This window comes from Streptomyces kronopolitis, from assembly GCF_050953795.1.
In the GTDB taxonomy this organism is placed as follows: domain Bacteria; phylum Actinomycetota; class Actinomycetes; order Streptomycetales; family Streptomycetaceae; genus Streptomyces; species Streptomyces kronopolitis_A.
On record NZ_CP191850.1, the window covers coordinates 4,827,099 to 4,852,196 of the forward strand.

The 25,098-nt window shown below is 72.7% G+C and carries 27 protein-coding genes and 1 riboswitch; of the genes, 13 read left to right on the top strand and 14 right to left on the bottom strand.

Going from position 1 to position 25,098, the window contains the following annotated elements; all coding sequences use genetic code 11:
* Window positions 1-37: 37 nt before the first annotated feature.
* The 3 genes from ACQP17_RS21425 to ACQP17_RS21435 all read right to left on the bottom strand — a co-directional run bounded on the left by ACQP17_RS21425 (window position 38) and on the right by ACQP17_RS21435 (window position 3,344).
* Window positions 38-964 carry a 1-phosphofructokinase family hexose kinase gene (locus tag ACQP17_RS21425; RefSeq protein WP_433857716.1) on the bottom strand — a complete coding sequence of 309 codons (927 nt, stop codon included), beginning with the start codon at window positions 962-964 and terminating at the stop codon, window positions 38-40.
* Between the two features lie 194 nt (window positions 965-1,158).
* Window positions 1,159-2,379: an N-acetylglucosamine-6-phosphate deacetylase gene (nagA, locus tag ACQP17_RS21430; protein ID WP_364879321.1), complete on the bottom strand. Its 1,221-nt coding sequence runs from the start codon at window positions 2,377-2,379 to the stop codon at window positions 1,159-1,161.
* Complete coding sequence (locus ACQP17_RS21435) at window positions 2,379-3,344, bottom strand: ROK family protein (RefSeq protein ID WP_433857717.1); 966 nt, start codon at window positions 3,342-3,344, stop codon at window positions 2,379-2,381. The genes nagA and ACQP17_RS21435 overlap by 1 nt, the downstream gene beginning before the upstream one ends.
* 227 nt (window positions 3,345-3,571) lie before the next feature.
* On the opposite strand from ACQP17_RS21435, the gene ACQP17_RS21440 reads away from it, so the two are divergent.
* The 3 genes from ACQP17_RS21440 to otsB all read left to right on the top strand — a co-directional run bounded on the left by ACQP17_RS21440 (window position 3,572) and on the right by otsB (window position 6,226).
* Window positions 3,572-4,837, top strand: coding sequence for an extracellular solute-binding protein (locus ACQP17_RS21440; protein ID WP_433857718.1), 1,266 nt, complete (start codon window positions 3,572-3,574; stop codon window positions 4,835-4,837).
* 85 nt (window positions 4,838-4,922) lie between these two features.
* A complete protein-coding gene (locus ACQP17_RS21445) occupies window positions 4,923-5,225 on the top strand; it encodes a DUF3263 domain-containing protein (protein WP_433859963.1) in 303 nt (100 codons plus the stop codon).
* An 83-nt stretch (window positions 5,226-5,308) separates the two neighbouring features.
* Window positions 5,309-6,226 carry a trehalose-phosphatase gene (otsB, locus tag ACQP17_RS21450; RefSeq protein WP_433857719.1) on the top strand — a complete coding sequence of 306 codons (918 nt, stop codon included), beginning with the start codon at window positions 5,309-5,311 and terminating at the stop codon, window positions 6,224-6,226.
* A 43-nt stretch (window positions 6,227-6,269) separates the two neighbouring features.
* On the opposite strand, the gene ACQP17_RS21455 is transcribed toward otsB, so the two are convergent.
* From ACQP17_RS21455 to ACQP17_RS21465, 3 genes are all read right to left on the bottom strand, one after another.
* Complete coding sequence (locus tag ACQP17_RS21455; protein ID WP_433859964.1) at window positions 6,270-7,328, bottom strand: cytochrome c oxidase assembly protein; 1,059 nt, start codon at window positions 7,326-7,328, stop codon at window positions 6,270-6,272.
* A gap of 96 nt (window positions 7,329-7,424) precedes the next feature.
* Complete coding sequence (locus ACQP17_RS21460; protein WP_433857720.1) at window positions 7,425-8,969, bottom strand: alpha,alpha-trehalose-phosphate synthase (UDP-forming); 1,545 nt, start codon at window positions 8,967-8,969, stop codon at window positions 7,425-7,427.
* Window positions 8,970-9,032: 63 nt separating this feature from the next.
* On the bottom strand, window positions 9,033-9,995 hold the full coding sequence (locus tag ACQP17_RS21465) for a glucosyl-3-phosphoglycerate synthase (protein ID WP_433857721.1): 963 nt from the start codon (window positions 9,993-9,995) through the stop codon (window positions 9,033-9,035).
* A 169-nt stretch (window positions 9,996-10,164) separates the two neighbouring features.
* A riboswitch (SAM riboswitch) is annotated at window positions 10,165-10,327 on the top strand.
* Between the two features lie 17 nt (window positions 10,328-10,344).
* Between ACQP17_RS21465 and thrC the strand changes: the two genes are divergently transcribed.
* The 5 genes from thrC to ACQP17_RS21490 all read left to right on the top strand — a co-directional run bounded on the left by thrC (window position 10,345) and on the right by ACQP17_RS21490 (window position 14,876).
* The gene (thrC, locus tag ACQP17_RS21470) at window positions 10,345-11,628 is read left to right on the top strand and encodes a threonine synthase (protein WP_433857722.1); all 1,284 of its coding nucleotides are present in this window, start codon (window positions 10,345-10,347) and stop codon (window positions 11,626-11,628) included.
* 76 nt (window positions 11,629-11,704) lie between these two features.
* Entirely contained in the window at window positions 11,705-11,983 is a 279-nt protein-coding gene (locus ACQP17_RS21475; RefSeq protein WP_189101192.1) for a MoaD/ThiS family protein, read from the top strand.
* A gap of 423 nt (window positions 11,984-12,406) precedes the next feature.
* Window positions 12,407-12,610 (top strand): cold-shock protein, encoded by a 204-nt coding sequence (locus tag ACQP17_RS21480; RefSeq protein WP_003986833.1) that lies wholly within the window; start codon window positions 12,407-12,409, stop codon window positions 12,608-12,610.
* Window positions 12,611-12,933: 323 nt separating this feature from the next.
* Entirely contained in the window at window positions 12,934-14,559 is a 1,626-nt protein-coding gene (groL, locus tag ACQP17_RS21485) for a chaperonin GroEL (RefSeq protein WP_006603858.1), read from the top strand.
* Between the two features lie 167 nt (window positions 14,560-14,726).
* A complete protein-coding gene (locus ACQP17_RS21490; RefSeq protein ID WP_433857723.1) occupies window positions 14,727-14,876 on the top strand; it encodes a hypothetical protein in 150 nt (49 codons plus the stop codon).
* A 2-nt stretch (window positions 14,877-14,878) separates the two neighbouring features.
* Here the strand turns inward: ACQP17_RS21490 and ACQP17_RS21495 are convergent, their stop codons facing one another.
* From ACQP17_RS21495 to ACQP17_RS21510, 4 genes are all read right to left on the bottom strand, one after another.
* Complete coding sequence (locus ACQP17_RS21495) at window positions 14,879-15,175, bottom strand: hypothetical protein (RefSeq protein WP_433857724.1); 297 nt, start codon at window positions 15,173-15,175, stop codon at window positions 14,879-14,881.
* Between the two features lie 22 nt (window positions 15,176-15,197).
* The gene (locus ACQP17_RS21500; protein WP_433857725.1) at window positions 15,198-16,301 is read right to left on the bottom strand and encodes a hypothetical protein; all 1,104 of its coding nucleotides are present in this window, start codon (window positions 16,299-16,301) and stop codon (window positions 15,198-15,200) included.
* A gap of 259 nt (window positions 16,302-16,560) precedes the next feature.
* Window positions 16,561-16,887: a DUF397 domain-containing protein gene (locus ACQP17_RS21505; RefSeq protein WP_433857726.1), complete on the bottom strand. Its 327-nt coding sequence runs from the start codon at window positions 16,885-16,887 to the stop codon at window positions 16,561-16,563.
* The gene (locus ACQP17_RS21510; RefSeq protein WP_433857727.1) at window positions 16,871-17,710 is read right to left on the bottom strand and encodes a helix-turn-helix domain-containing protein; all 840 of its coding nucleotides are present in this window, start codon (window positions 17,708-17,710) and stop codon (window positions 16,871-16,873) included. Before ACQP17_RS21510 ends, ACQP17_RS21505 begins: the two co-directional genes overlap by 17 nt.
* Before the next feature lie 120 nt (window positions 17,711-17,830).
* Here ACQP17_RS21510 and ACQP17_RS21515 point away from each other — a divergent pair, with 120 nt between their 5' ends.
* The gene (locus ACQP17_RS21515) at window positions 17,831-18,082 is read left to right on the top strand and encodes a hypothetical protein (RefSeq protein ID WP_433857728.1); all 252 of its coding nucleotides are present in this window, start codon (window positions 17,831-17,833) and stop codon (window positions 18,080-18,082) included.
* Window positions 18,082-18,288 (top strand): hypothetical protein, encoded by a 207-nt coding sequence (locus ACQP17_RS21520; RefSeq protein WP_433857729.1) that lies wholly within the window; start codon window positions 18,082-18,084, stop codon window positions 18,286-18,288. Before ACQP17_RS21515 ends, ACQP17_RS21520 begins: the two co-directional genes overlap by 1 nt.
* On the opposite strand, the gene ACQP17_RS21525 is transcribed toward ACQP17_RS21520, so the two are convergent.
* From ACQP17_RS21525 to ACQP17_RS21535, 3 genes are all read right to left on the bottom strand, one after another.
* Entirely contained in the window at window positions 18,254-20,023 is a 1,770-nt protein-coding gene (locus ACQP17_RS21525; protein WP_433857730.1) for a PTS transporter subunit EIIC, read from the bottom strand. The genes ACQP17_RS21520 and ACQP17_RS21525 overlap by 35 nt on opposite strands.
* A gap of 83 nt (window positions 20,024-20,106) precedes the next feature.
* Window positions 20,107-21,045 (bottom strand): N-acetylmuramic acid 6-phosphate etherase, encoded by a 939-nt coding sequence (gene murQ, locus ACQP17_RS21530; protein ID WP_433857731.1) that lies wholly within the window; start codon window positions 21,043-21,045, stop codon window positions 20,107-20,109.
* An 87-nt stretch (window positions 21,046-21,132) separates the two neighbouring features.
* On the bottom strand, window positions 21,133-22,074 hold the full coding sequence (locus tag ACQP17_RS21535) for a MurR/RpiR family transcriptional regulator (RefSeq protein ID WP_433857732.1): 942 nt from the start codon (window positions 22,072-22,074) through the stop codon (window positions 21,133-21,135).
* Window positions 22,075-22,202: 128 nt separating this feature from the next.
* Here ACQP17_RS21535 and ACQP17_RS21540 point away from each other — a divergent pair, with 128 nt between their 5' ends.
* The 3 genes from ACQP17_RS21540 to ACQP17_RS21550 all read left to right on the top strand — a co-directional run bounded on the left by ACQP17_RS21540 (window position 22,203) and on the right by ACQP17_RS21550 (window position 23,640).
* On the top strand, window positions 22,203-22,565 hold the full coding sequence (locus tag ACQP17_RS21540; RefSeq protein ID WP_364879282.1) for a hypothetical protein: 363 nt from the start codon (window positions 22,203-22,205) through the stop codon (window positions 22,563-22,565).
* Between the two features lie 51 nt (window positions 22,566-22,616).
* The gene (locus ACQP17_RS21545; RefSeq protein ID WP_433857733.1) at window positions 22,617-22,892 is read left to right on the top strand and encodes a DUF4031 domain-containing protein; all 276 of its coding nucleotides are present in this window, start codon (window positions 22,617-22,619) and stop codon (window positions 22,890-22,892) included.
* 205 nt (window positions 22,893-23,097) lie between these two features.
* Window positions 23,098-23,640, top strand: a complete 543-nt coding sequence (locus ACQP17_RS21550; RefSeq protein WP_433857734.1) for a pyridoxamine 5'-phosphate oxidase family protein — start codon at window positions 23,098-23,100, stop codon at window positions 23,638-23,640.
* 119 nt (window positions 23,641-23,759) lie between these two features.
* On the opposite strand, the gene ACQP17_RS21555 is transcribed toward ACQP17_RS21550, so the two are convergent.
* Complete coding sequence (locus ACQP17_RS21555; protein WP_433857735.1) at window positions 23,760-25,082, bottom strand: Cmx/CmrA family chloramphenicol efflux MFS transporter; 1,323 nt, start codon at window positions 25,080-25,082, stop codon at window positions 23,760-23,762.
* Window positions 25,083-25,098: the final 16 nt, after the last annotated feature.

Below are 25,098 nucleotides of genomic sequence, written 5' to 3' on the forward strand. Positions count from 1 at the left end.
CGCTGCGGGGTGAGGAGGGGCGGCTGCCGGCCCTCCCTCACCCCGCCGTCGGATGGTCCGTCACCACCACGCGTGCCAGCATTTCCTCGTACGTGGCCGGGTCGAATTCGCCCGCTGCCGGGGCCCGTACGGTCGCGGCGGAGAGGGCGACCGCGCGGGTGAGGCGGTCGGGCCAGGAGAGGTCTTCCACCAGGCCCGACAGGAGGCCGGCGACCGCCGAGTCGCCGGCGCCGGTGGGGTTGCCGGTGAGGCGGCCGGGTGGGGTGGCCTGCCAGGCGCCGGCGGCGGTGACCGCGAGCATGCCGGCCGGGCCGAGTGAGGCGGCCACCGCGTGGGCGCCGCGGCGGCGGGCGTCGCGGGCGGCGCGCAGGGGTTCGGTGCTGCCGGTCAGGGCGGCGAGTTCCTCGGCGTTGGGCTTGGCGAGGTCGGGCCGGGCGGCCAGGCCCCGGCGCAGCGGTTCGCCGCTGGTGTCGAGCAGGACCGGGACGCCGGCGCTGCGCGCGGCCCGGGTGAGCCGGGCGTAGACGTCCACCGGGACGCCCGGCGGCAGGCTGCCGCACAGCGCCACCGCCCGTGCCCCGCCCAGCAGTTCGCGGTAGGTGCCGAGGAAGGTGTCCCATTCGGCGGGGGTGACGACCGGGCCCGGCTCGTTGAGCTGGGTGGTGTCCCCGGTGGCGGTGTCGGCGACCGCGACGGTGCGGCGGGTGGCGCCGCCGACCGGGACCAGGGCGTCGGTGACCTCGGTCTCCGCGAGCAGCGCGCGCAGCGCCTCGCCGGTGCCGCCGCCCGCGAAGCCGGTGGCGACCGTGCGGTGGCCGAGCGCGGCCAGCACCCGGGCGACGTTCAGGCCCTTGCCGCCGGGGCGTTCGGACACCTCGGTGACCCGGTGCGTGGTGTGCGGGCTGAGTCGGGGGACGCGGTAGGTGATGTCCAGGGCGGCGTTCAGCGTGACCGTGAGGATCATGGTCGCCCCTCCGGGCAGTCATGGCCGGGCGGCCGGGCGTCGGGTGACCGCGCGCGGCGGTGCATACGGACAAGTGCGCGAGCGATCATGCCATCGCGGGCGGCCGTTGGCCCAGACCCGGTCCGGCCGACCTGGTCGGCGGCGGTTCCGGGTAGCCGGACGCCCGCCCGCCCCGTCGCCCGGAGGCCCGGTCGTCAGCCCTTCCTCGGGTGCACCAGCCACTCGCCCCGGCGCATGACCCCCACCACGGCGTAGGCGTCGTCCAGCACCACCAGGTCGGCGTCCTTGCCGTCGCTCAGGGAGCCGGTGCGGCCGTCGATGCCCAGGAGGCGGGCGGGGGTGGCCGAAAGTGCCTGTACGGCCTGGTCGACCGTCAGGCCGTCGACGGTGACGGCACGCCGGAAGGCGCGGTCCAGGGTGAGGGTGGAGCCGGCGATCGAACCGGCCGTGGGTCCCTCGCTGATGCGCGCGACGCCGTCCTTGACCTCGACCCGCATCGGGCCCAGCGGATACATCCCGTCGCTCATCCCGGCCGCGCCCATCGCGTCGGTGATGAACGCGACCCGCCCGTCGCCCGCCTGCCGGACCGCCAGCTGGAGGACCGAGGGGTGCAGATGGGTGCCGTCGTTGATCAGCTCGACGGTGATCCGCTCGTCCTCCAGGAGCGCGGCGACCGGGCCGGGCGTGCGATGGCCCAGCGTGGGCATCGCGTTGAAGAGGTGGGTGGCGACGGTGGCGCCCGCCTCGATGGCCCGGCGGGTGGCGTCGTAGCCGGAGTCGGTGTGGCCGACGGCGGCGATCACCCCGGCGTCGGCCAGCAGGCGGACCGAGTCCAGGCCGCCGGGGAGTTCGGGGGCGAGGGTCATCATCGACGCGGTGCCGCGCGCGGCGTCGAGGAGCCGGCGGACCTCGGCCGGGTCCGGGTCGCGCAGCAGCTCCGGCTGGTGGGCGCCGCAGCGGTGCGGGGAGATGAACGGGCCCTCGAAGTGGATGCCGGCCAGCTCGCCCTGCTGGACCAGCTCGGCGAGCACCGCGGCCTGCCGGGCCAGGTCGGTCAGTTCGCCGGTGACGGTGGAGGCGACCATCGAGGTGGTGCCGTGCCGGCGGTGGGTGGCGATCGCGGTCAGGCACTCCTCCGGGTCGGCCGAGGAGAAGGAACCGCCGCCTCCGCCGTGGACGTGCATGTCCACGAAGCCGGGGACGATCAGATGGCCCGACAGGTCCATGACGTCGGCCGCCGGCGCGTCCCCGTTCCGGCCGAGGTCGGCGTCACGGCTGTGGACGGCGGCGATCCGGCCGCCCTCGACGGCGATCCGGCCGCGTTCGACGACACCGGACGGCCGGGCGATCCGGGCGCCGGCCAGGACGGTGCGCCCGGGGCCCGAGGGCCGCGGCACGGACTGTTGCTGAGCCATCAGGCGGTTACCTCCGTGGAGAGAAGATCCCGGGCGAGAAGCCCTGCGCCCAGGCACCCGGCGGCGTCCCCCAGGGCCGCCGGAACGATCGAGGGGAGCCGCTGGAACGTCAGGCGCCGGCGGACGGCCTCCCGCAGCGGGGTGAACAGCGTGTCGCCGGCCTCGGCGAGTCCGCCGCCGATGATCAGCATCTGCGGGTCGAGCAGGGTGAGCGCGGTCACCAGGCCGTCGGCGAGGGCGTCGACGGCCCGCTGCCACACGGCACGGGCCCGCTCGTCGCCGGACGCCACCGCCATGGCCGCGTCCGCCGCACCCGCCAGCGGGTCCCCGCAGGCGGCCGCCCAGTCCCGGCCCACCGCCGCGGCCGAGGCCACCGCCTCCAGACAGCCGCGCCGGCCGCAGCCGCACTCGGGCCCGCCGGGCCGGACGACGAGGTGGCCGATCTCGCCCGCGCCGCCGTGCGCTCCGGCCTCGATCCGCCCGCCGATGCCGATGGCGCCGGCGATCCCCGTGCCCAGCGGGACGAACAGGAAGCGGTCGGCGTCCCGTCCGGCCCCGATGCGGCCCTCGGCCAGTCCGCCGGTGCGCACGTCGTGGCCCAGGGCGACCGGCACCCCGCCGAGCCGCTCGGACAGCAGCGCCCGCAGCGGGACGTCCCGCCATCCGAGGTTCGCGGCGTAGACGGCCCGGCCGGCCCGTTCGTCGACGATGCCGGGTACGGCGACGCCGGCGGCCGCGGCCGGGGCGCCGTAGCGGGCCGCGCCGAGCGCGCGGAGGTCGGCGGCGAAGCCGAGGACGGTCTCGACGACGGCGTCCGGCCCGCGCTCGCGGCCGGTGGGACGCCGCGCCTCGTGGAGCAGTACGGGCGCACCGGCGGCGGCCTGACCGCCGGTCGCGGTGTCCACCCCGACGAGGGCGGCTTTCATGCCGGTGCCGCCCACATCAAGGGCGATGACGTGTCTCACGGGAACAGTTTCGCGCGATCCGGCCTGAAAGGTCTAGTCCACTCGCCGGACGGATCGCGTCCGGCGGGCCACCCGGAAGCCGGGGCGCGGGAGGAACGAGGGGGGTGGTGTAGACCTCCGAAAGGGCTCGGGAGAGACTCGTACTTCATGCCGCGTGAGGGGAGACCCCGCGGCGACGGGCCGCGGCCCGGCAAGCGCGGAAACACAGAACAAAAGGCGGAACAGCAGTGCAGCGGCGGTACTTGGGCCTGACGGCAGCGGCAATCGCCACCACGATGACGGTGACTCTCACCGGCTGCGGCAGCGGCTCCGGCGGCGACGTCACGCTCCAGCTGGTCGCGGCGGACTACGGCAGCGGCAAGGCCAACGACTCCCGGCACTACTGGGACGAGCTCGCCCGCGGCTTCGAGAAGAAGCACCCCGGCATCACGGTCGATGTCCACGTCTACAGCTGGACGGACGTCGACAAGAAGGTCGCGGACATGGTCGACGCCGGCCACGCCCCGGACCTCGCACAGATCGGCGCGTACGCCGACTACGCCGCCAAGGGCAAGCTCTACAGCGCCGACCAGCTGCTCTCCATCCCCACCCAGGCCAACTTCACGCCCTCCCTGGAGGAGGCCGGTGAATACAAGCGCGTCCAGTACGGACTGCCCTTCGGCGCCAGCACCCGGCGGCTCTTCTACAACAAGAAGCTGTTCGCCCAGGCCGGCATCAGCGGCCCGCCGCAGACCTGGGACGACATCGCCCACGACGCCCAGCTGCTGAAGGCACACGGCGTCAAGCTGCCGTTCGCGCTGCCGCTCGGCCCCGAGGAAACCCAGGCCGAGACGCTGATGTGGCTGCTCAGCGGCGGTGGCGGCTACACCGACAGCATCGGCAAGTACACGATCGATTCGCCGGAGAACGTCCGGACCTTCACCTGGCTCAAGGACGACCTCGTCGGCAAGGGCCTGACCGGCACCGACCCGGCCAAGCTCAACCGCGGGGCGGCGTTCAAGGCCTTCGCGGACGGCGACGTCGGCATGCTCAACGGCCATCCCACCCTGATGAAGCAGGCCGAGGCCAAGGGCGTCGACTACGGCACCGTCGAACTGCCCGGCCCCAAGGGCAAGGCCAAGGCCACGATGGGCGTCGCCGACTGGATGATGGCGTTCAAGCAGAACGGCCACCGCGCGCAGGCCGGCAAGTTCCTCGACTACGTCTACAGCGACCGCAACGTCGAGAAGTTCTCCGGCGAATACGGCCTGCTGCCCGTCACCACCTCCGCCTCCCAGTCGATGCAGGCGGACGATGCGTTCGCCAAGATGCACGGCTTCCTCCAGCAGCTCGCCGCCGCCGAGTTCTACCCGGCCGACAAGACCTCCTGGCCGCTGGTCTCCAAGACCGTCAAGGCGAAGATGGGCGCCGCGGTCCATCCGAACGGCAACCCGTCCGGGGTACTCACCGAGATCCAGAACACCGCCGACGCGGCCGACAACGCCGCGGAATGACCAGGGGCGGACAGCGGCGCCGGCGGCCGCCCGCCGCGGCGGCGGGCCGGGCGCTGTCGGACGGTGCGCTTATCGTGGAAGCGTGATGACGGACGCCGCGGCGGAGACGGGCGGCCCGGGCGACGAGCAGCGGCTCGGCGGGCCCGGGCCCGATGAGGGCTCCCCGGGGCTCACCGCCCGGGACGAGGCGGTGCTCGCCGTCGAGCGCCGCTCCTGGCCGGGTCCCGGCCCCAAGGAGCGCGCCATCCGCGAACAGCTCGGCATCTCCCCGACCCGCTATTACCAGCTCCTCAACGCCCTGCTGGACGACCCCCGGGCGCTCCGCCACGACCCCGGCACGATCCACCGCCTGCGCCGGATACGCGCCGCCCGCCGCGCCCGCCGCTGACGGCGCCGCCCGGCCCGCCCGGGCGGGCGCCCCTCCGGCCGAGCCGCCCCCGGCCGCCCGCCGCCCGCCGGTAGGGTCGGCGCATGGGCAGCCCCCCGAACGCCGCGCCGCAGTCCTCGCCGGACCCCGACCCCGAGCCGGTGCCGAGGCCGCACACCCCCGCCGGCCGCGACGGCCTCGCCGCGCTGCTGGCCCACCCGGAACGCGCCGTGATCGCCCTCGACTTCGACGGCACCCTCGCCGGGATCGTCCCCGACCCGGAGCGGGCCCGGGCCCATGACGGCGCCGTCGCGGCGCTGGGCCGCCTGGTGCCCCGGCTGCGCGCGGCCGCCGTGATCACCGGCCGCCCGGCCGCGGTCGCGGTCCGCCTCGGCGGCTTCGCGGACGTCCCCGGCCTGGACCACCTCACCGTCCTCGGCCACTACGGCGCCGAGCGCTGGGAGGCGTCCACCGGGGCCCTGAACGCCCCGCCGCCGCACCCCGGCGTCGCCGCGCTGGAGGCCGAACTCCCCGGCGTCCTGGAGTCCTCGGACCTCTGGCACGGCAGCTGGACCGCGACCGCCGTCGAGCGCAAGGGCGGCCGCGCCCTCGCCGTCCACACCCGCCGCGCCCCCGACCCGCAGGGCACCTTCGACCGGCTGCGCGCCCCGCTCGCCGCCCTCGCCGCCCGCCACGGCTTGATCGTCGAGCCCGGCCGGCTGGTCCTGGAACTCCGCCCGCCGGGCATGGACAAGGGCGTCGCGCTCGCCGACTGGGTCCGCGAGACCGGCGCCACCACCGTCCTCTACGCCGGCGACGACCTCGGCGACCTCGCCGCCTTCGACGCCGTCGAGCGGCTCCGGGCCGGCGGGTCGGCCGGCGTGCTGGTGTGCAGCGGCAGCGCCGAGGTGACCGAACTGGCCGACCGCGCGGACCTGGTGGTCGACGGCCCGGCCGGAGTCGTCGGCCTGCTCGGCGCCCTCGCGGACCGGCTGGACGAGCGCGGGGCCGGCACGCCGTAGTGGCGGGCCGCCTCCGCGACCGCCCTTTGGCGGCGTGCGGGGGCTAACGCCCGCCGCCCTGCCGGAAGCGCTCGCCCACCGTGCCCTGGTCCGTCTCCCACCAGGGGCGCGTCAGCTCGGGCTGCGGGGCGGCCGGAGCCTGCGGCGCGCCCGGCACCTGTGCTCCGTCCGACCGCTCGGGGCGCGCGGCGGGATCCGCCGCGGCCGCCCCGCCCACCACCGTCAGCTCGCGGTCCAGCCGGGCGTCCAGCGCCGCCGTCCGCCCGCGCTCGGAGCGCACCCACTCCGCGAACACCGCGATCAGGAACGGCAGTCCGACCAACTCGGCGAGGGTCAGCATCAGCCCGCCGCCGATCATCTGGTCCTGCTGCGGACTGGGGTCCCAGGGCCGGTGCTGCGACGCGTACCAACCGCCCGCGATCAGGGTGCCGCTGGTCATCACGACGATGCCGGGCACGGCGTCCACGAGCCCGTCGAGCAGGACCAGCAGCGCCCGCACCGGGTGGCTGCACCAGGCGGGCAGCAGCTGCGCGCGGGTGAGCATCGGCAGCACGAAGAGGCTTCCGGTGACCAGCAGTTGCAGATACATGATCTCGTGCAGCGAGCCGTGCCGCAGCGCCGTCGGGAAGTACGGAGTGAAGTAGATCGCCAGCTCGGACGACAGCACCAGTACCGTGCTGACCAGCGGGAACGTCAGCAGCCGCAGCACGCGCCCGGAGAGCGCCGCGCGCAGCCGCCGGGCGGCCGGCCGATGATCCGGCAGCGCGCGCAGCGCCAGCGCCAGCGGGTCGCCCAGCGCCAGGCCCAGCGGGGCGATCAGATCGAGCACGACGTTCTGCACGGCGGCGGTCCAGAACAGCTCGCGGTCGTAGACCGCCAGCCCGGACATCGTCGCCACCACGATCGCGCCCAGCCCGATCCCCGCGAACGCCGCGATCCGGACGACCGGCCACCGCTCACCGCGCCGCGCGAGCCGCATCACGCCCCACGCGTAGAGGCCGCCCAGTACGAGCACCAGCACCAGCGCGTACGGATCGAGCTGCCAGCTGTCGGCCAGCCGCCCCGCGGTGGCCCGGGGCAAACCCGCCGAAAGGGTTGTCACTGTCACGGGCCACCACGCTAGACCTGCCCCGGCGCACGCCGCGGGCAGGGGCCTCCGGACCGCGCAGGCCCGGGACGGCTCGTCCGGAACCGCGGCTCAGCCGCCCAGCTCCCGCAACTGGTCCAGGAACCACCGGGCGGGCGGCAGCGCGGTCGCCGCCGCGGCCAGCCGTTCGCTGCGCGCCGCCCGCTCGCCCTCGTCCATCGACAGCGCCTCGTGCAGCGCCTCGGCGGTCCCCGTGACGTCGTACGGATTGACGGTCAGCGCGTGGGCGCCCAGCTCCTCGTGCGCGCCCGCCTCCCGCGACAGCACCAGCGCACAGCCGGCGTCCGACACCACCGGGACCTCCTTGGCGACCAGGTTCATCCCGTCCCTGATCGGGTTGACGAGCGCCACGTCCGCGAGCCGGTAGGCGGCCAGCGAGCGGGCGAAGTCGTCCTTGACGTGCAGGACGACGGGCTGCCACCCGGCCGTCCCGTACGCGGCGTTGATCTCCCCGGCCACCCGCTCGACCTCCGCGGTGTAGTCCCGGTAGACGGCGAGGTCCTGACGGGAGGGGTAGGCGAAGGCGAGGTGCACGACCCGCTCGCGCCACTCGGGGCGGTCGGCGAGCAGCTGCCGGTAGGCGAGCAGCCCCCGCACGATGTTCTTGGAGAGTTCGGTGCGGTCCACGCGGACGATGGTTTTGCGGTCCGGCCCGCCGATCTGCGCGCGCAGCGCCGTCATCCGCTCCTCGACGTCGGGGCGGTGCGCCCGCTCGCGAAGGAACGCGGCGTCGGCGCCGAGCCCGTGCACGCCGATCCAGGTCGTGTGCGCCTTGCGCTCCGGGACGAGCGCGACGATGCCGGGCGACCCGTCCTCGGGCCGCACCCGCTCGCACTGCCCGCCGAGCCCCGTCTCCGCGCAGGCCAGGAAGTTCTCGGCCCACCGCCGGGTGAGGAAGTTCGCCCGGTCCGCGCCGAGAATCCCCAGCGCCAGCTGCCGCTGGACGTCGTCGGGCAGCATCGCGAAGTATTCGGCGGGGGCCCACGGCGTGTGCGAGAAATGCGCGATCCGCAGGTCGGGACGGCGCTCACGGAGCATGCCGGGCACCAGCGCCAGGTGGTAGTCCTGCACGAGCACGGCCGCGCCCTCGGCTGCACTCTCGGCCAGCGCGTCGGCGAAGGCCGCGTTGTACGTCTCGTACGCCGCCCACTGGGCCCGGAACTCCGCGCCGAAAACGGGTTCCAGCGGCGTCTGGTACAGCATGTGATGGACGAACCACAGCACCGAGTTCGCGACCCCGTTGTAGGCGGCGGCGTACACCTCGGCCGGAATGTCCAGCATCCGGACCCGCTGTCCACCGGTGTCCTCCGCCGCCAGCACCCCACCCGTCCGCCGCACGGCCTCCCGGTCACCCTCCCCGAGCGCGGCACACACCCACACCGCATCCGCCCGCCCGTCTCCCGACCGCCGCCCCTCATCGAGGCGCTCCGCGCCGCGTGTCGATTGCCCGATCGCCGACAACCCGGACACCAGCCCGCCCCCGCCCCGCTTGGCGGTGAGCGTCCCGTCCTCCCCGAGGCCGTACGACACCGGCCCACGATTCGATGCGACAAGAACCTCGGCACCTGCTTGCACTGCACTGCGCTCGGACACCATGTCGCGACAAGTAACCCGCCACAGAACCACCCAAACGTACGGAAGCGGCCAAGGGCGTGACCCTCACGCCGCCCGGCGGGAGGTGTACTCCGGGATGTCGGTCATCGGGGGGCGCTCCTCGGTGTCCACATCCGTGGTGCGGGGGACGAAGCCGTGTTCGCCGCGGTCGAACTGGGTAAGGCGGGGGCGGACCAAGTGGCCGCGGGTCAGGCGGAGTTGGGCGGTGCGGTAGATGGCGGCGGCCATTCGGCCGAGGGCCTGGCCGTCCTGGTGGCGGTGTTTGCGGACGCCGACGTCGACCTGGGCCAGGGCGTCGAGGCCGACGGTGTGCAGGGCGTCGACGAGCAGGCCGAGCTCCACGCCGTAGCCGACGGGGAAGGGGAGGCGTTCCAGGAGGGAGCGGCGGGCCGCGTACTCGCCGCCCAGGGGCTGGACGAAGCCGGCCAGCTGGGGCCAGTGGAGGTTGAGGAGCGGGCGGGCGACCAGCTCGGTGACCCGGCCGCCCTGGCCCGCGGCGGTGCGGTCGGGGCCGGTCTCCAGCGGGCGGTCGTACATCGCCTTGACGAACTGGACGTCCGGGTCGGTCAGCAACGGGCCGACGATCCCGGAGACGAAGGTGGCGGAGAATTCGCGCAGGTCGGCGTCGATGAAGCAGATGATGTCGCCGGTGGTGGCCAGCAGGGAGCGCCACAGCACCTCGCCCTTGCCGGGGAGGGAGGGCAGCCGCGGCAGGACGCTGTCACGGTGCACGACCCGGGCGCCGGCCGCCGCCGCGACCTCGGCGGTGCGGTCGGTGGAGCCGGAGTCCAGCACCACCAGCTCGTCGACCAGCGGCAGCGGGCCCGTCATCAGGGCGTCACGGATCGTCGTCACGATCGCGCCGACGGTGGCCTCCTCGTCGAGCGCGGGCAGCACGACACTGACCGTCCGGCCCGTCTGGCGCTTGGCCTCCAGCAGCTGCTCCAGCGGGCGGTCCGCGGCGGACCAGGACCGGGCGCCCAGCCAGCGCTGCACCTCTTCCAGCACGTCTACGACTCCTCGGTCGCCGCCGGAGGGCGGCCTGTGTGATCCATCTCGCGGTTCGGACGACTATCTCAACAGTCAGCGCCGTCGGTTACAGTCTTGAACAACGCGGATGACCGTCGCATGTCGGGGTCCACGCCACAAACGCCTGGGTTTCGGCCCAGCGCCATACCGCTCATCCAGAGGGGCAGAGGGATACGGCCCGTTGAAGCCCCGGCAACCCTCCAGCCGGTCTTGCCGCAAGGACGCCAGATGGCGTCCCGCGCGCGAGGCTCCCGGCTAGGGAAGGTGCCAAATCCGTCTCGTGGCGAGATTCGCCACGAGGAAGATGAGGAGAAAGGGCCTCGCCTCCATGGCTGTGCAAGTCACCGAAAACACCCCCACCGTCGCTCTGGGCCCCGCCGCGGCACTGTCCTGCCGCGAGTGCGGACAGCGTTTCGCACTCGGACCGATCTTCGCGTGCCAGGAATGTTTCGGGCCGCTCGAGGTCGCCTACGACCTGCCGAGCGGTGACCCCGAGGGCCTGAAGAAGCAGATCGAGGCCGGGCCGGACAACATCTGGCGCTACGCCCCGCTGCTGCCCGTCCCCACCGACGTGGCCGACAAGCCCAACCTGAACCCCGGCTTCACCAAGCTCGTCAAGGCCGACCGGCTCGCCGCCGAGCTGGGCGTCACCGGCGGGCTGTACGTCAAGGACGACTCCGGCAACCCGACGCACTCCTTCAAGGACCGCGTCGTGGCGATCGCCGTCGAGGCCGCCCGTGCCTTCGGCTTCACGACCCTGTCCTGCTCCTCGACCGGCAACCTCGCCGGGGCGGTCGGCGCCGCGGCCCGCCGCGCCGGTTTCAAGTCCTGCGTCTTCATCCCGCACGACCTGGAGGCCGGCAAGGTCGTCATGGCCGCGGTCTACGGCGGCGACCTGGTCGGCATCGAGGGCAACTACGACGACGTCAACCGCTTCTGCTCGGAGCTCATCGGCGACCCGCTGGGCGAGGGCTGGGGCTTCGTCAACGTCAATCTGCGCCCCTACTACGGCGAGGGTTCCAAGACCCTCGCGTACGAGATCTGCGAGCAGCTCGGCTGGCGGCTCCCGGACCAGATCGTCATCCCGATCGCGTCCGGCTCGCAGCTGACGAAGATCGACAAGGGGCTGAAGGAGCTGATCGCCCTCGGCCTGGTCGAGGACAGGCCCTACAAGATCTTCGGCGCCCAGGCGGAGGGCTGCTCGCCGGTGTCCACGGCCTTCAAGGCCGGGCACGACGTGGTGCGCCCGCAGAAGCCGAAGACCATCGCCAAGTCGCTGGCGATCGGCAACCCGGCGGACGGCCCGTATGTCCTCGACATCGCCCGGCGCACCGGCGGCGCGGTCGACGACGTCAACGACGAGCAGGTCGTGGACGCGATCAAGCTGCTGGCCCGCACGGAGGGGATCTTCGCGGAGACCGCGGGCGGCGTGACCGTCGGCGTGACCAAGAAGTTGATCGAGGAGGGGCTGCTCGACCCGTCCCTGACCACCGTCGTCCTCAACACCGGTGACGGCCTCAAGACCCTGGACGCGGTGGCGCCCACCTCCGGGCCCACGGCCACGATCCGCCCGGACCTGGACGCGTTCCGCGCGGCCGGCCTGGCCGGCTGAGGCCGCCGCACCGTCCCCGGACGGGCGCCGCGCCCCGGCCCCGCATTCGTACTCCGCACCACCGGAAGGCAGAACCATGAGCGTCAAGGTCCGCATCCCCACCATCCTCCGCACCTACACCGGCGGCCAGGCCGAGGTGCCCGCCGAGGGCGCGACCCTCTCCGAGGTGATCAGCGACCTGGAGCGGAACCACCAGGGCATCGCGGCCCGTGTGCTGGACGACGCCGGCAAGCTGCGCCGCTTCGTGAACGTCTACGTCAACGACGACGACGTGCGCTTCGAGCAGGGCCTGGAGACGCCGACCCCGGACGGCGCGGGCATCTCGATCATTCCCGCGGTCGCCGGCGGCTGCTGATTTGCGCCAACTCTTCCCCTGCTTGACCGGAATTGCCCCGTCCACCAGAAAGCGGACGGGGCAATTCCATGTTGTGAAAGGGGATACCATTGGGGTGATCCCCTTCCGGATATCACCGTGCGCGTGTCGAACGCAGAGGAATCAGCGACCAGTTGTGCTCAAAGTGTGAGCAGCTTTTGTCGCTTATGTGTGCTACGCCCGGCCCGACTTGCCCCGAAGAACTGGGATTTCACCTTAAATTGCCGATTCCCCGGCCCCAGATTTCTCGTCCGATTGACCTGTTGCTCTGGGCATCTGTGCAGATACATTCAGCGGCGGTCGACGCGTTCCGGCGCACACCCCACGGGCCTTTCGCGGGGTGAGGTCTGACCCGGGTCCGCGAAGTGCGGTCCTGCGCAAGGGCCAGTAATAGGGGAGTTAGGCATGGCTCAGGGCACCGTCAAGTGGTTCAACGCGGAGAAGGGGTACGGCTTCATCGCGGTCGACGGTGGTGCGGATGTTTTCGTCCACTACAGCGCGATCCAGATGGACGGCTACCGCACCCTTGAGGAGGGCCAGCGGGTCGAGTTCGAGATCTCGCAGGGCCAGAAGGGGCCGCAGGCGGACATGGTCCGGGTGGCCGGCTGAGGCGCCGACCGACTGCAGCGTGAAGAAGGCCCGTGCCCCTTGGGGGTGCGGGCCTTCTGCCGTCCGCCCCGTAGGGGGGCACCTCTCGACGGGCGCTTGCACTCGCACCCCGCGAGTGCTAATCATTGGCGTTAGCACTCTCCGAGTGAGAGTGCTACGAAGGACCGGGTCGGTGAGGCCCGCAGGCCGGGTGGGGCAGGGAACCACCAGGCTTCTGCAGGCCGTCCGTCGCGGGCGCCAGCGCGGTCCGGAGCAATCCTTCCCCACGCTCTCAACTGCGTTCGAGCAGGGGAGACCCCATTAGTCCGGGAGGACCACTTCACATGGCCAAGATCATCGCGTTCGACGAGGAGGCGCGGCGCGGTCTCGAGCGCGGGATGAACCAGCTCGCCGACGCCGTCAAGGTCACCCTCGGCCCCAAGGGCCGCAACGTCGTCCTCGAGAAGAAGTGGGGCGCCCCCACGATCACCAACGATGGTGTGTCCATCGCCAAGGAGATCGAGCTCGAGGACCCGTACGAGAAGATCGGCGCCGAGCTGGTCAAGGAGGTCGCGAAGAAGACGGACGACGTCGCCGGTGACGGCACGACGACCGCGACCGTCCTGGCCCAGGCCCTGGTCCGCGAGGGCCTGCGCAACGTCGCCGCCGGCGCCAACCCGATGGCCCTCAAGCGCGGTATCGAGAAGGCCGTCGAGGCCGTCTCCGCCGCCCTGCTGGAGCAGGCCAAGGACGTGGAGACCAAGGAGCAGATCGCTTCGACCGCCTCCATCTCCGCCGCCGACACCCAGATCGGCGAGCTGATCGCCGAGGCCATGGACAAGGTCGGCAAGGAAGGCGTCATCACCGTCGAGGAGTCCCAGACCTTCGGTCTGGAGCTGGAGCTCACCGAGGGTATGCGCTTCGACAAGGGCTACATCTCGGCGTACTTCGCGACCGACATGGAGCGCATGGAAGCCGCGCTCGACGACCCGTACATCCTGATCGTCAACTCCAAGATCAGCAGCGTGAAGGACCTGCTGCCGCTCCTGGAGAAGGTCATGCAGTCCGGCAAGCCGCTGCTGATCATCGCCGAGGACGTCGAGGGCGAGGCCCTGTCGACCCTGGTCGTCAACAAGATCCGTGGCACCTTCAAGTCCGTCGCCGTCAAGGCCCCGGGCTTCGGTGACCGCCGCAAGGCCATGCTCGGCGACATCGCCATCCTCACCGGTGGCACCGTCATCTCCGAGGAGGTCGGCCTCAAGCTGGAGAACGCCGGTCTCGAACTGCTCGGCCGCGCCCGCAAGGTCGTCATCACCAAGGACGAGACCACCATCGTCGACGGTGCCGGTGACAGCGAGCAGGTCCAGGGCCGCGTGAACCAGATCCGCGCCGAGATCGAGAACAGCGACTCGGACTACGACCGAGAGAAGCTCCAGGAGCGTCTGGCGAAGCTGGCCGGCGGCGTGGCCGTCATCAAGGCCGGTGCCGCCACCGAGGTCGAGCTCAAGGAGCGCAAGCACCGCATCGAGGACGCCGTTCGCAACGCGAAGGCGGCCGTCGAGGAGGGCATCGTCGCCGGCGGTGGCGTCGCCCTGCTCCAGGCTTCCTCGGTCTTCGAGAAGCTGGACCTCGACGGTGACGAGGCGACCGGCGCCAACGCCGTGAAGCTCGCGCTGGAGGCCCCGCTCAAGCAGATCTCCGTCAACGGCGGCCTTGAGGGCGGCGTCGTGGTGGAGAAGGTGCGCAACCTGGCCGTCGGCCACGGCCTGAACGCCGCGACCGGTGAGTACGTCGACATGATCGCCGAGGGCATCATCGACCCCGCCAAGGTCACGCGCTCCGCGCTGCAGAACGCCGCCTCCATCGCGGCGCTGTTCCTCACCACCGAGGCCGTCATCGCCGACAAGCCGGAGAAGGCCGCCGCGGCGGGCGCTCCGGGCGGCATGCCGGGCGGTGACATGGACTTCTGATCCTCGCGGATCAGACGCCGGTCCTCCCGGACCGCACGTCCAGACGTACGTCGGGGCGGCACCCTCCTCCCAGGGGGTGCCGCCCCGGCGGCGTTTACGGGACGCGGCAACGGTGCGGACACCGCCCTGCGCGATGCCGACCTGCTGGCTCGCTGGCTCGCTGCCTCATGGAGGCCGCCGAGGGCCGTCAAGATCTTCTCGCCACGGTCGACGGTTACGAGCGGCAGATGTTCGCGTACGGGGGCGAGGCCGTGCGCCACAGCCTCGCCGCGCTACCCGCCTTCGTCCCGAACCCGGAGCGCCCCGAGCCGGCCTAGGTTCACGCGGCGGGCCGCTGGCGGCGCCGGACGATGAGGCAGCCCGCGAGGCCCAGCGCCCCCGCCGTGGACAGCAGAACGGCGCCGCAGAGGGTGGCCGGGGCGGGTGGGGCGCCGGCGTCGAGGGTGCTTTCGAAGACGGCGTGGACCACCAGGACATGGCCGTGCGTCGTGGGCGGCGGCAGCGGGGGCGGTGTCTCGCCCCACAGGATCAGCGCCACACCGCCCGTGGTCAGCACGAGAACGGTGAGCGCCACGAGCAGCCTGGCGCGCCAGGGGCGGCGTAATCGGATCAGCATGGCGCCGCCGACGACGATCGAATCAGCATGACCCCGACGATACGGCCGCGCGCAGGCGGTCCACACGGGCATGGACCCGGTCGGCGCGGGCCCGGTCGGCACGGGCCTGGGCGTCGGCACGGGCCCGGTCGGCGGTCGGCTCCCCGGGGCGACGGCGCCGGTCCGGTGGGGCCTCGCCCCGGCACGGGCCGCAGACCCCGCCGGGGAGCGCCTCGGGACGGCCGGGGGCGCGGCAGACGGTGCACTCCATGATCCGCAGGGCTCGGGACGACGGTCCCCGGGCCGGGTCCGGACCGGCGGCCGCCGCCTCGGGCGCGGAGCCGAGTGCGGGCGGCATCTTGTTGAGCAGCCGGGAGCGGGCGAGCCGGCCCGGGTGATGGATGTGCGGTGGCAGCCCGGAAGTCAGGGCGGACAGCAGTTGTTCCCGGGTCGCGCCGTGCGCCAGCCACTCCTCGGCGAACACTTCGAGGGACGCGCAGTCGGCGGCGGACAGCGTCATACGGGGTTCGGCGCGGCCGAGCGCGGCGAGGGCGGCGTAGCCGGGGGAGTGTGGCGGGCGGGTGTGGGAGTGGGGCTGGGGGTGGGGGTGGGTGTGTGGCGCCGGTGGGGGAGGGGCGGTGGGAGGTGCGGCGGCATCGTCCGGCTCCCCGTCGCCGTCACGGGCGCCGCCGGTGCCGGTGGTGAGGCCGACGACGCCGGCCTCCTCGTCCGTCATCGGGACGTTCCCGGCGCATAAGGCCATCCACCAGGAGTTTTCCCGGGTCGTACGCGAGAAGTAGGTGCGCGTCACCCAGAGCGGGCTGCCGTTGTCGCTGGTGTGTGTCTCGGCGACCCGCCGCAGATGGCCGGCCTCCGAGAGGCGGCGGAGCGCGGTCCGCAGGGCGCACTGCCCGTAGTCCGGCAACACCCTGGCCAGCGTCTTCACGGAGATGTCGGCACCCTCGGGCAGCCGGTCCAGGTAGGCGGCGATGGATGCCTCACGGCGGGGGAGATGCGCGAAGTCGCCGGGGCGGGAGGGGCGTTGGTCGGGTGCGGCGCGTTTGCCGTAGCCGGGGCGGGCGGCCGGGTGATCGCCGTGGGGGAGTGCGGGGGCGCACGGGGCGGCGTTAAAGTTGTCGCTAGCCATGAGATCGCCGGTCTTTCGATCTTGATGGTCAGACCCCGGTCGGTGTTGGTAGCACCTGCCGGGGTTGTTTGTTGCTGCGCACGCTAGACCGGAGCGACGTGATGTCGCAAGCCGGTCACGGAATGTCATCCGCGCTGGTGTGCACGGGAGTTGGCGGCTCGGGGGGAGGGTGGGTGGGTTACTTCCGCCCACCCGTTCCTTGGAAAGAGGGCTCGGGGTCCGCGGCTTGAGCCCCGGACCCCGAGTGTTGCCAGACGCCCTACAGGGAGCGGGACTTGATGCCCTCGATGAACGCCGCCCACGCCGGCACCCGGAACGCGAGCGCCGGACCGTCCGGATCCTTGGAGTCCCGGACGGGCACGATGCCGGGGTGGTCGTCGGAGACTTCGAGGCAGTTGCCGCCGCTGCCGTCGCTGTGGGTGGACTTGCGCCAGGTAGCAACCTCCAGGCAGTCGCCACCGTCGCCGCCGCTGTACGTGGACTTGTACCAGGTGGCGATTTCGAGGCAGTTTCCACCCTCGCCGCCGCTGTAGCTGGACTTGTGCCAGACGGCGGTGCTCAGGTCGTACTCAGGGCTGATCTTCATGCACGTAATCCTCCGCCACTGATTCGATCAGGGCCAGGGAATCTCGCGGCGACAGCGCGCTGGCCCCAAGCAGATCGTAAGTCAGGTTGTGGCGGGCGACTGTCGCTGGGTCGTCCTCCAACTTGCTTGCGTTCAGTACTTCGAGGTGGGCGAGCGTGGGCGCGTCCTCGAAGCTCATCAACTTGAGCGCGCCATTCAACGACGCATGGGCACCTGCCGAGAACGGCAACACCTGCAAGACGACTCGGTGCTTCCGGGCCAGCTCGGCCACATGCCCCAGCGCCTCCGCCATCACCGCCGGGCCGCCTGTCTTGCGCCGGAGCACCGCCTCGTCCAGCACCACCCACAACAGCGGCGTTGTTGGATGGTCGAGAAGCTGGGCGCGTTCGAGTCGAGCCGTGACCGTCTCCTCGATCACGCCCTCGGGTGCCGTCGGCTGGTACGCACGGCAGACCGCCCACGCATACGCCTTTGTCTGCAGCAGCCCAGGAATCAGCTGCGGCGCGTACTCCCTGATCGCCGTGGCGACGGCCTCCGCCTCCGCTGCCTCCGCGAAGTGGTCCGGGTATTTGGACTTCGTCGCGGCCTCGCAGTTGCGGGCGAAGTAGCCGTCCGTTCCGAGGATCTCGTCGATCTTCACGGCGTATTCCAGCTGCATCCGCCGGGTCCCGGCCTCCAGCTGGCCGATGAACGACCCGCTGACGAAGAGCGGGCGGCCGAGTTCTTCCTGGGTGAGACCGGCCTCTTCGCGCTTGTGGCGTAACTCCGCGCCGAGCATCGCGCGGGGTGACGAGGACGGGTCGAGGGGCTTCGGTCCGGGCATCGCAGCAACTCCCTGTTACACACGACTGGTTGTTGGGTCTGCGCCTCTATGCAGGCTAGACCCCCGGTCGCCACGCTGTGTGCGCAATGGCAACACTCAGTGGGGAAGGTGATGAGGCGAATGCTGACGGCGCGTGAGCGGATGCGGCAGGCGGAGGGCGTCACGGCGGAACTGCAGACGGCGCTCCGGGCGGTGGGGGTCACCCTGCCGTCCCTGGGCGTCGACCCGGTGTCGTGCGCGAGCAGCCATATGGCGCCGCTGGTCGAGTTGGGGCGCTGCAATCTGGACATGGCCCGGCGGCTCGCCGGCGTACTGGCGGACTACGCCCGGACCGCCGCACCGGGACACAGTGAGGAGGAGCGACGGCCGTGATGCCGCTGCCCGGAAGCTACGCGGTGGACGGGCGGGACGGCCGTATCGGCTTGGTCGTCGGCCATGAGGGGCCGTGCGTCCAGCTCCGGCCGCCCGGCGGTGGTGTGCCGTGGCACTGCCCACCGCAGATGCTGGAGGCCGCGCCGCCGTCCGCCGTGCTGGCCGCCCGCGTCAGAGAGCTGAACTGGCAGAGCCGGATGCCGTGACCGTGGTGGCCGGCGGGTCGTCGGTGTCATGGGTGGTGGGGCCGTTCGGGGTGTGGGGGATGTTGAGGGAGCCGGGGGCGTCCGGGCTGTCGTGGGCGTGGGCGTGGGCGTGGGCGTGGGCGGTGGCGGTGGCGCGGTCGGTGTCGGGGGAGGCGTTCAGTTCGGCCAGCATCTGTCTGCTGAAGCCGAAGAAGTACGTGGCGAGGAAGCCGGTGAGGTAGCCGACGGCGAGCCCCAGGGCGTAGACGACGAGGGTGGTGGTGAGGCCCTGGTTGCCCTTGACCAGGGGGAACAGGGCCCAGCCGGAGGGGCCGATGGCGGTGGAGCCGACGGCGTCGCCGAGTTGGTTGCACAGGCCGACGAAGCCGCCGCCGAACGCGCCGCCGACGCAGGCGGTGATGAAGGGGCGGCCCAGCGGCAGCGAGACACCGTAGATCAGGGGTTCGCCGACGCCCAGGAAGCCTGCGGGGAGGGCGGACTTGATGGTCGTACGGATCGAGCGGTTGTGGGGGAGGCGGAAGTAGACGGCGATGGCCGCGCCGACCTGGCCCGCCCCGGCCATGGCGAGGATCGGGAGCAGGACCGTGTAGCCCTGCTGCTCGATGAGGGTGGTGTGGATCGGGATGAGGGCTTGGTGGAGGCCCAGCATCACGAGGGGGAGGAAGAGGCCGCCCAGGAGGAAGCCGGCGAGCGCGCCGCCGTGGGCCAGCAGCCAGGTGGCGGCGGTGCCGATGGCGGTGGCGACCTCGCCCGCCGCGTACATCAGGCCGAAGAGCGTGACCAGGCCCGTGAGCAGCACCGTCAGGGTGGGCGTGACCAGGACGTCCAGCGCTTCGGGCACTCTTCTTCGGCACCACTTCTCCACCTGGACGGCGAGCAGCGCCGCGCCCAGCGCGCCGAGGACCCCGCCCTGGCCGGGGGAGAGCTTCTGGCCGAAGGCGGTGATCTGTGCGACGCCCGGGAAGACGATGATCGCGGCGACCGCGCCGCCCAGGATCGGGGTGCCGCCGAACTCCTTGGCGGTGTTGTAGCCGACGAAGACGGCGAGGAGCGACATGAAGCCGGAGGCCATGGCGGCGAGCGCGGGGACGACCGATGGCAGCCAGCCGAGGTTGGTCAGCAGACCGTTGAGGCCGGCGATGATGCCGCAGCCGATCAGGGCCGGGATCAGCGGGACGAAGATGTTGGCGATCCGGCGCAGGAACAGCTTCACCGGGGTGGCGTTCCGGGACTTCTGCCGGGCCTTGAGCGCGGCGCCCTGGGCGGCCAGCCCGTCCGCGGTGGTGGCGGTGGTGGCGTTGGTGGCGGGGGTGGTGGGGCGCGGGGTGGCCCCGGCGGGTGCGGTCGGCTCGGTGGCCGGCTCATGGTTCACCCGTTCATCGGTGACCGGCTCATCGGTGACCCGTTCATCGGTCACCCGTTTATCAGTGACCCGTTCATCGGCGGCCGGCTGTTCGGCGGCCTGCTCCGCGGGGTCGGCCTCGGCCACGAGGCGGGCGAACTCGGGGGTGACCCGGGCGACCGTCCCCGGGCCCAGCACGATCTGGTAGGTGTCGTCCTCGACCAGGCCCAGGACGGCCGGGAGTGCCCGGAGGGCCTCGTCCTGGACGAGGGTGAGGTCCCGGAGGCCGAGCCGGAGCCGGGTCATGCAGTGGTCGACGGAGGTGACGTTTCCGGCGCCGCCGACGAGCGGGAGGAGCGCGGCGGCGGTGGCACGGTTCTTGTCTTCGGACATAGGTGGCGCCTTGCTGTGGTGACAAATCCGGAAGGGGGTAGGGGGCGGGGTGCGGCAGGGCGGGTGATGCGGGTGTGCGGGTCTCAGTGCGGCCGGGCGGCCTGGAGGGCCGCACGGAGGTGGCCGTCGGCGGCGTCGAGCAGCCGGGCGGCGGTGGGGGCGTCGACCTCGCCGAGGAGGGTGAGGATGGCGTTCTTCACCTCGCCGTCCGTGCTGCGGAGCGCGGCCTCGATCTCCCCGTCGCCGGCGCCGGTGGCGAGCGCGACGATCCGGCGCGAGCGGGCCCGCAGCTTTTCGTTGGAGGCGCGGACGTCGACCATCAGATTCCCGTAGGTCTTGCCCAGCCGGATCATGGTGAGGGTCGAGATCATGTTGAGCACCAGCTTCTGGGCGGTGCCCGCCTTGAGCCGGGTGGAGCCGGTCAGCAGCTCCGGGCCGACCACGATCTCGATGCCGTGCTCGGCGGCCGCGGCCAGGGCCGAACCGGCGTTGCAGGACAGGCCGATGGTCAGCGCGCCCAGCGAACGGGCGTGCTCGACGGCCCCGATGGCGTAGGGGGTGCGGCCGGAGGCGGAGACGCCGACGACGGTGTCCATGTCGGTCACCTTGACCGCGGTGAGGTCCTCGGCCGCGAGTTCCTTGCTGTCCTCGGCGCCCTCGACGGCGGTGACCATCGCGGCGGGGCCACCGGCGATCAGCCCCAGCACGTCGGACGGGTCGGTGTTGAACGTCGGCGGGCATTCGCTGGCGTCCAGCACGCCGAGGCGGCCGGCGGTGCCCGCGCCCGCGTAGAGCAGCCGGCCGCCGTGGGCCATCCGGGCGGCGGCGTCGTCGATGGCGGCGGCGATCTCCGGGAGCCGCTCGGCGACGGCGGCGGGGACGGTGGCGTCCTCGGCGTTCATCGTGCGGGCGATGTCGAGGGTGGAGCGGCGGTCGATGTCGGCGAGCTCGGGCCGGAACGCCTCGGTGGTGAGGGTGTCCAGCTCGGCGCGCAGATCCGCGTGGTCGGCGGGGGAGGTCATGGCGTTGGTGGCTCTTTCCGGGCGGGAGGTACGAGGGCGGTGGCGGCGGCCGGCCGGTGGCCTGCCGGCCTCTGGGGACGAGCGGCGTCAGCGCTGGTGGGTGCGGGGGGAGTGGCGGTGGGCGAGGGCTTCGTAGGAGGCGGAGAGCGCCGGGGCAGCCGTCTCGTACGTACGCTGCGCGACGCCTATGAACAGGCAGTCCACGACCAGCAGCTGGCTGGTCCTGGACGACATCGCGGCCGGCCGCAGCTCGCTCTCGCGGGCGCTGGACGTGGTCAGGATGTGGTCGGCGTAGGAGGCGATCTCGCCGTCGGGGCGGCCGGTGATGGCGATCGTGGTCGCGCCGTGGTCGAAGGCCACCCGCAGGGGCTCTATGACATCGGTGGTCCGCCCGGAGTGGGTGATGGCCAGGGCGACATCACCGGTCCGCAGCTGCACGGCGTTCGTCACGGCCAGATGCGGGTCCGCGTGCGCATGCGCGATCAGTCCGATGCGCAGCAGTTTCTGGGCGAGGTCCTGGCCGACGACATGGGACGCCCCGATGCCGTACACATCGATACGGCGGGCACCGACGAGCGCACTGACGGCGGCTTCGAGCTGGGTGACATCCAGCCCGGCCGCGGTGTCGGCCAGGCACTGCTGCTCTTCCTGCGCCAGCTTCGCCACGACATCGGCGAGGGAGTCGTCGACCGCTATGTCCGCGGTCACCGCGGGGGCGGCGCCGGCCGCCTGCTGGGCCGCGAGCGCGGCGAGGGCGAGCCGCAGATCCCGGTAGCCGGGGTAGCCGAGCAGCCGGGAGGTCCGCACGACCGTGGCCTCGCTGGTGCCCGTGCGCTCCGCGAGGCCGGTGACGGTGAGGGCGGCGCAGCCGGCCGGATCGCTCGCCACGGTCTCGGCGACCCGCTGCATGGAGCGGGTCATCGTCGGGGCGAGGGTGCGGACCTTGGCGGCCAGCGCCGCGGGGGCGGGTGGGGCCGGCCGGGACTCGGCGGGCGCGCCCTTGAAAGTTTCCTTCACGCTGCTGCTCACTCTTGAAAAGTAATTTCATCGAGCGCGGGCGTCAATACCCTCGGTGAGTGCTGTGGACGGAGCGCAGGATGCGCCGGAGGCTGTGGACAACTCCGCTCGCCGGCGGAGCGTCGGGAGACAATGGGGCCATGGAGCTGGAACAGGCATTGCACGCCGCGCGGGCGCTGGTGCTCGCCGACCTGATGGCGGACAAGGTGGCCGACGCCGACATCGTCTCGCTCGTGGAGGACGCGGTCGTCCACCGCCGCTGGTGGGTCGAGCAGTGGCCGCAGGGCGTGGAATTCGTCGCGGGACTGATAGCGCAGGACGTCCAGGACTCCCTCCTGGACCGGTACGGCCGCTGGCCGTTGTGCCCCGTGTGCACGGAGGCGGGCGATCCCCATGCGCTCGATGTCGAGCCGGAGTTGGGGCCCGATCCGCACTGGGTCTGCCCCAAGACGGCCGTCGCGGTGGCCCGGGTCGGGCGTCTCGGCGCTCCTCTGGAGAGTTGAGGTGACCGCGGGTGCGGCGGGCTGACACGGCGATCCGGGCGGAGAACTGACGTGGCGATCTATATCGATCCGCCCACCTGGCCGGGGCACGGCAGGATGTGGTCGCACCTGGTCAGCGACCACTCCTTCGACGAATTGCACGCGTTCGCGGCGGGGATCGGTGCGCCCCGGCGGGCCTTCGAGCGCGACCACTACGACCTGCCGGCGGAGCGGTATGCCCAGGCGCTGCGGGCCGGAGCGGTGGCGGTCGGCAGCAAGGAGCTGCTGCGCCGGCTGACGGACGCGGGGCTGCGCCGCCCCAAGCACCGGCCGGCGCCCCCGCGGTAGGACACGGCCCCGACCGCCCGGATGGGGCCGACCGCACCGGCCGCCGGACCGGGCTGACCGCACCGGCCGCGTCGCGTTCGCCCCCGGCCTGCCCGGCGCTCGTCCGGTGTCCGTCCGGCTCCCGTCGCGGCGCGTCGCAGCGGCGGCGTGGCCCGGGGCCCGCGCACGATGGGCTGAGCGCGCGTCGTACCGAAAGGGGACAGCCATGCCAGCCGTCGCACCGGGGAACGAGCCGGTCACCGATCTCGCCGCCGACTACAGCAGTGAGGGAGCCACGGCGACCGGCTGGTCCGCGGCCGTCGGCGGCATGACCGAGGCGGAGATCTTCTGGCTCACCACCGTCCGTCCCGACGGCCGCCCGCACGTCACTCCGCTGCTGGCCGTCTGGTCGGACGGCGCGCTGCACTTCTGCACCGGCCCCGGCGAGCGCAAGGCCAAGAACCTGGAGGCCAATGCGCACTGTGTGCTGACGACCTCGACCGCCGGTGGCAACGATCTCCATGCGGGCCTCGACGTGGTCGTCGAGGGGGAGGCGGTGCCGCTCCGGGACGAGGCGGTGCTGCACCGGCTGGCCGCGCTGTACGTCGAGAAGTACGGCAGCGACTGGCACTTCGACGTCCGCGACGGGGCCTTCCACGGGCAGGGCGGCCGGGCTCTGGTCTTCCGGGTCGAGCCGGTCACGGCCTTCGGGTTCGGCCGGGGCGAGACCTACAGTCAGACCCGCTGGCGCTTCGACGGCGGATCCTGACCGGCCGAAGCGGACCGGCCGTGGCGCAAACGGCCCCGCCCCGCCCGGCCCGGCTCAGCCCCGCCCGCCCGTCCAGGCCCTCTCCGCGGCCTCCGCTGCCTCCGCGGCCTCCGCGGACTTCACGCCTCCGCCCTCTCCACCGCCTCCGCGGCCCCGGCAGTCCCGATCCCCTTCTCGGTCCCGGCCTCCGCGCCCCACGTCGCGCCCTGGGCCGGCTGCGGCCCGTGCGCCCCCGCCGAGGAGGCGATCAGCCGGGAGGTGTTCGTCGCGCGGTGCAGCCGGAAGGCGAAGGCGGTCAGGAGGACGGCGCCCGCCGCCAGCGCGGCGCCGGTCCAGGCCACGGACGGGTAGCCCCAGCCCGCCCCGATGGTCAGCCCGCCGAGCCAGGGGCCGAGGGTGTTGCCGATGTTGAAGGCGGCGGTGGTGGTCGCCCCGGCCAGCGTCGGCGCGGCGTTCGCGACGTTGAACATCCGGGCGTTCAGGGCCGGGGCCGTGGTGAACGCGGTCACCCCCAGCAGCAGCGAGAGCGCGACCGCGGCGACCGGGCTGTGCGCGGTCAGCGCCAATACGGCCAGCACGACGGTGGAGGCGGCTATCCCGCCGAAGAGGGTGCCGAAGAGATGGGCGTCGGCGATCCGGCCGCCGAGGAACGTACCGATCAGCGCGCCGACGCCGAAGAGCGCCAGCACCGTCGGCACCCAGCTCTCGGCGAGGCCGGCGGTGTCGGTCAGCAGCGGCGAGAGGTAGGAGAAGAGCGCGAAGACCGCGGCGCCGTTCAGCGCCGTGGCGGCCAGCGCCAGCCAGACCTGCTTGTCCTTGTAGATGGTCAGCTCACGGCGCAGCTGCGGGCGGTCCTCGCCGGTCGGCACGGCCGTACGCGGCACCGCCGCGATCACGCCGAGCAGGCCGAGCGCGGCCAGCGCTGCCACGGCCCAGAAGGCGGCGCGCCAGCCGGCGTGCTCACCGAGCAGTGCGCCGGCCGGGACGCCCACGATGTTGGCGATGCTCAGGCCACCGACCATCACGGCCATCGCACGGGCCCGCGCGGTGACCGGCACCAGCGAGACCGCGACCGCCGCGCCGACCGCCCAGAAGCCGGCACAGGCCAGCGCGCTCAGCACCCGTGAGACGAACAGCACCTCGTAGGAGGGGGACAGTGCGCCGGCCACCTGTCCCAGGCCGAAGAGGGCGAGCAGCGTGATCAGCGTCGTGCGGCGCGGGAGGCGGAGGGTGGCCGCGGCGAGTACCGGGGCGCCGACCACCATGCCGATCGCGAAGGCAGAGACCAGCAACCCGGCCTGCGGTATGGAGACCCGAAGATCGCGGGCGAGCGGCTGGAGGATGCCGGAGAGCATGAATTCGGACGTGCCCAGGGCGAAGACGGACAGACCGAGGACGTAGACGGCGAGAGGCAGGCGGGAGCGGTCGGGCGGTGCGGACATATCAGCTACTAACCAC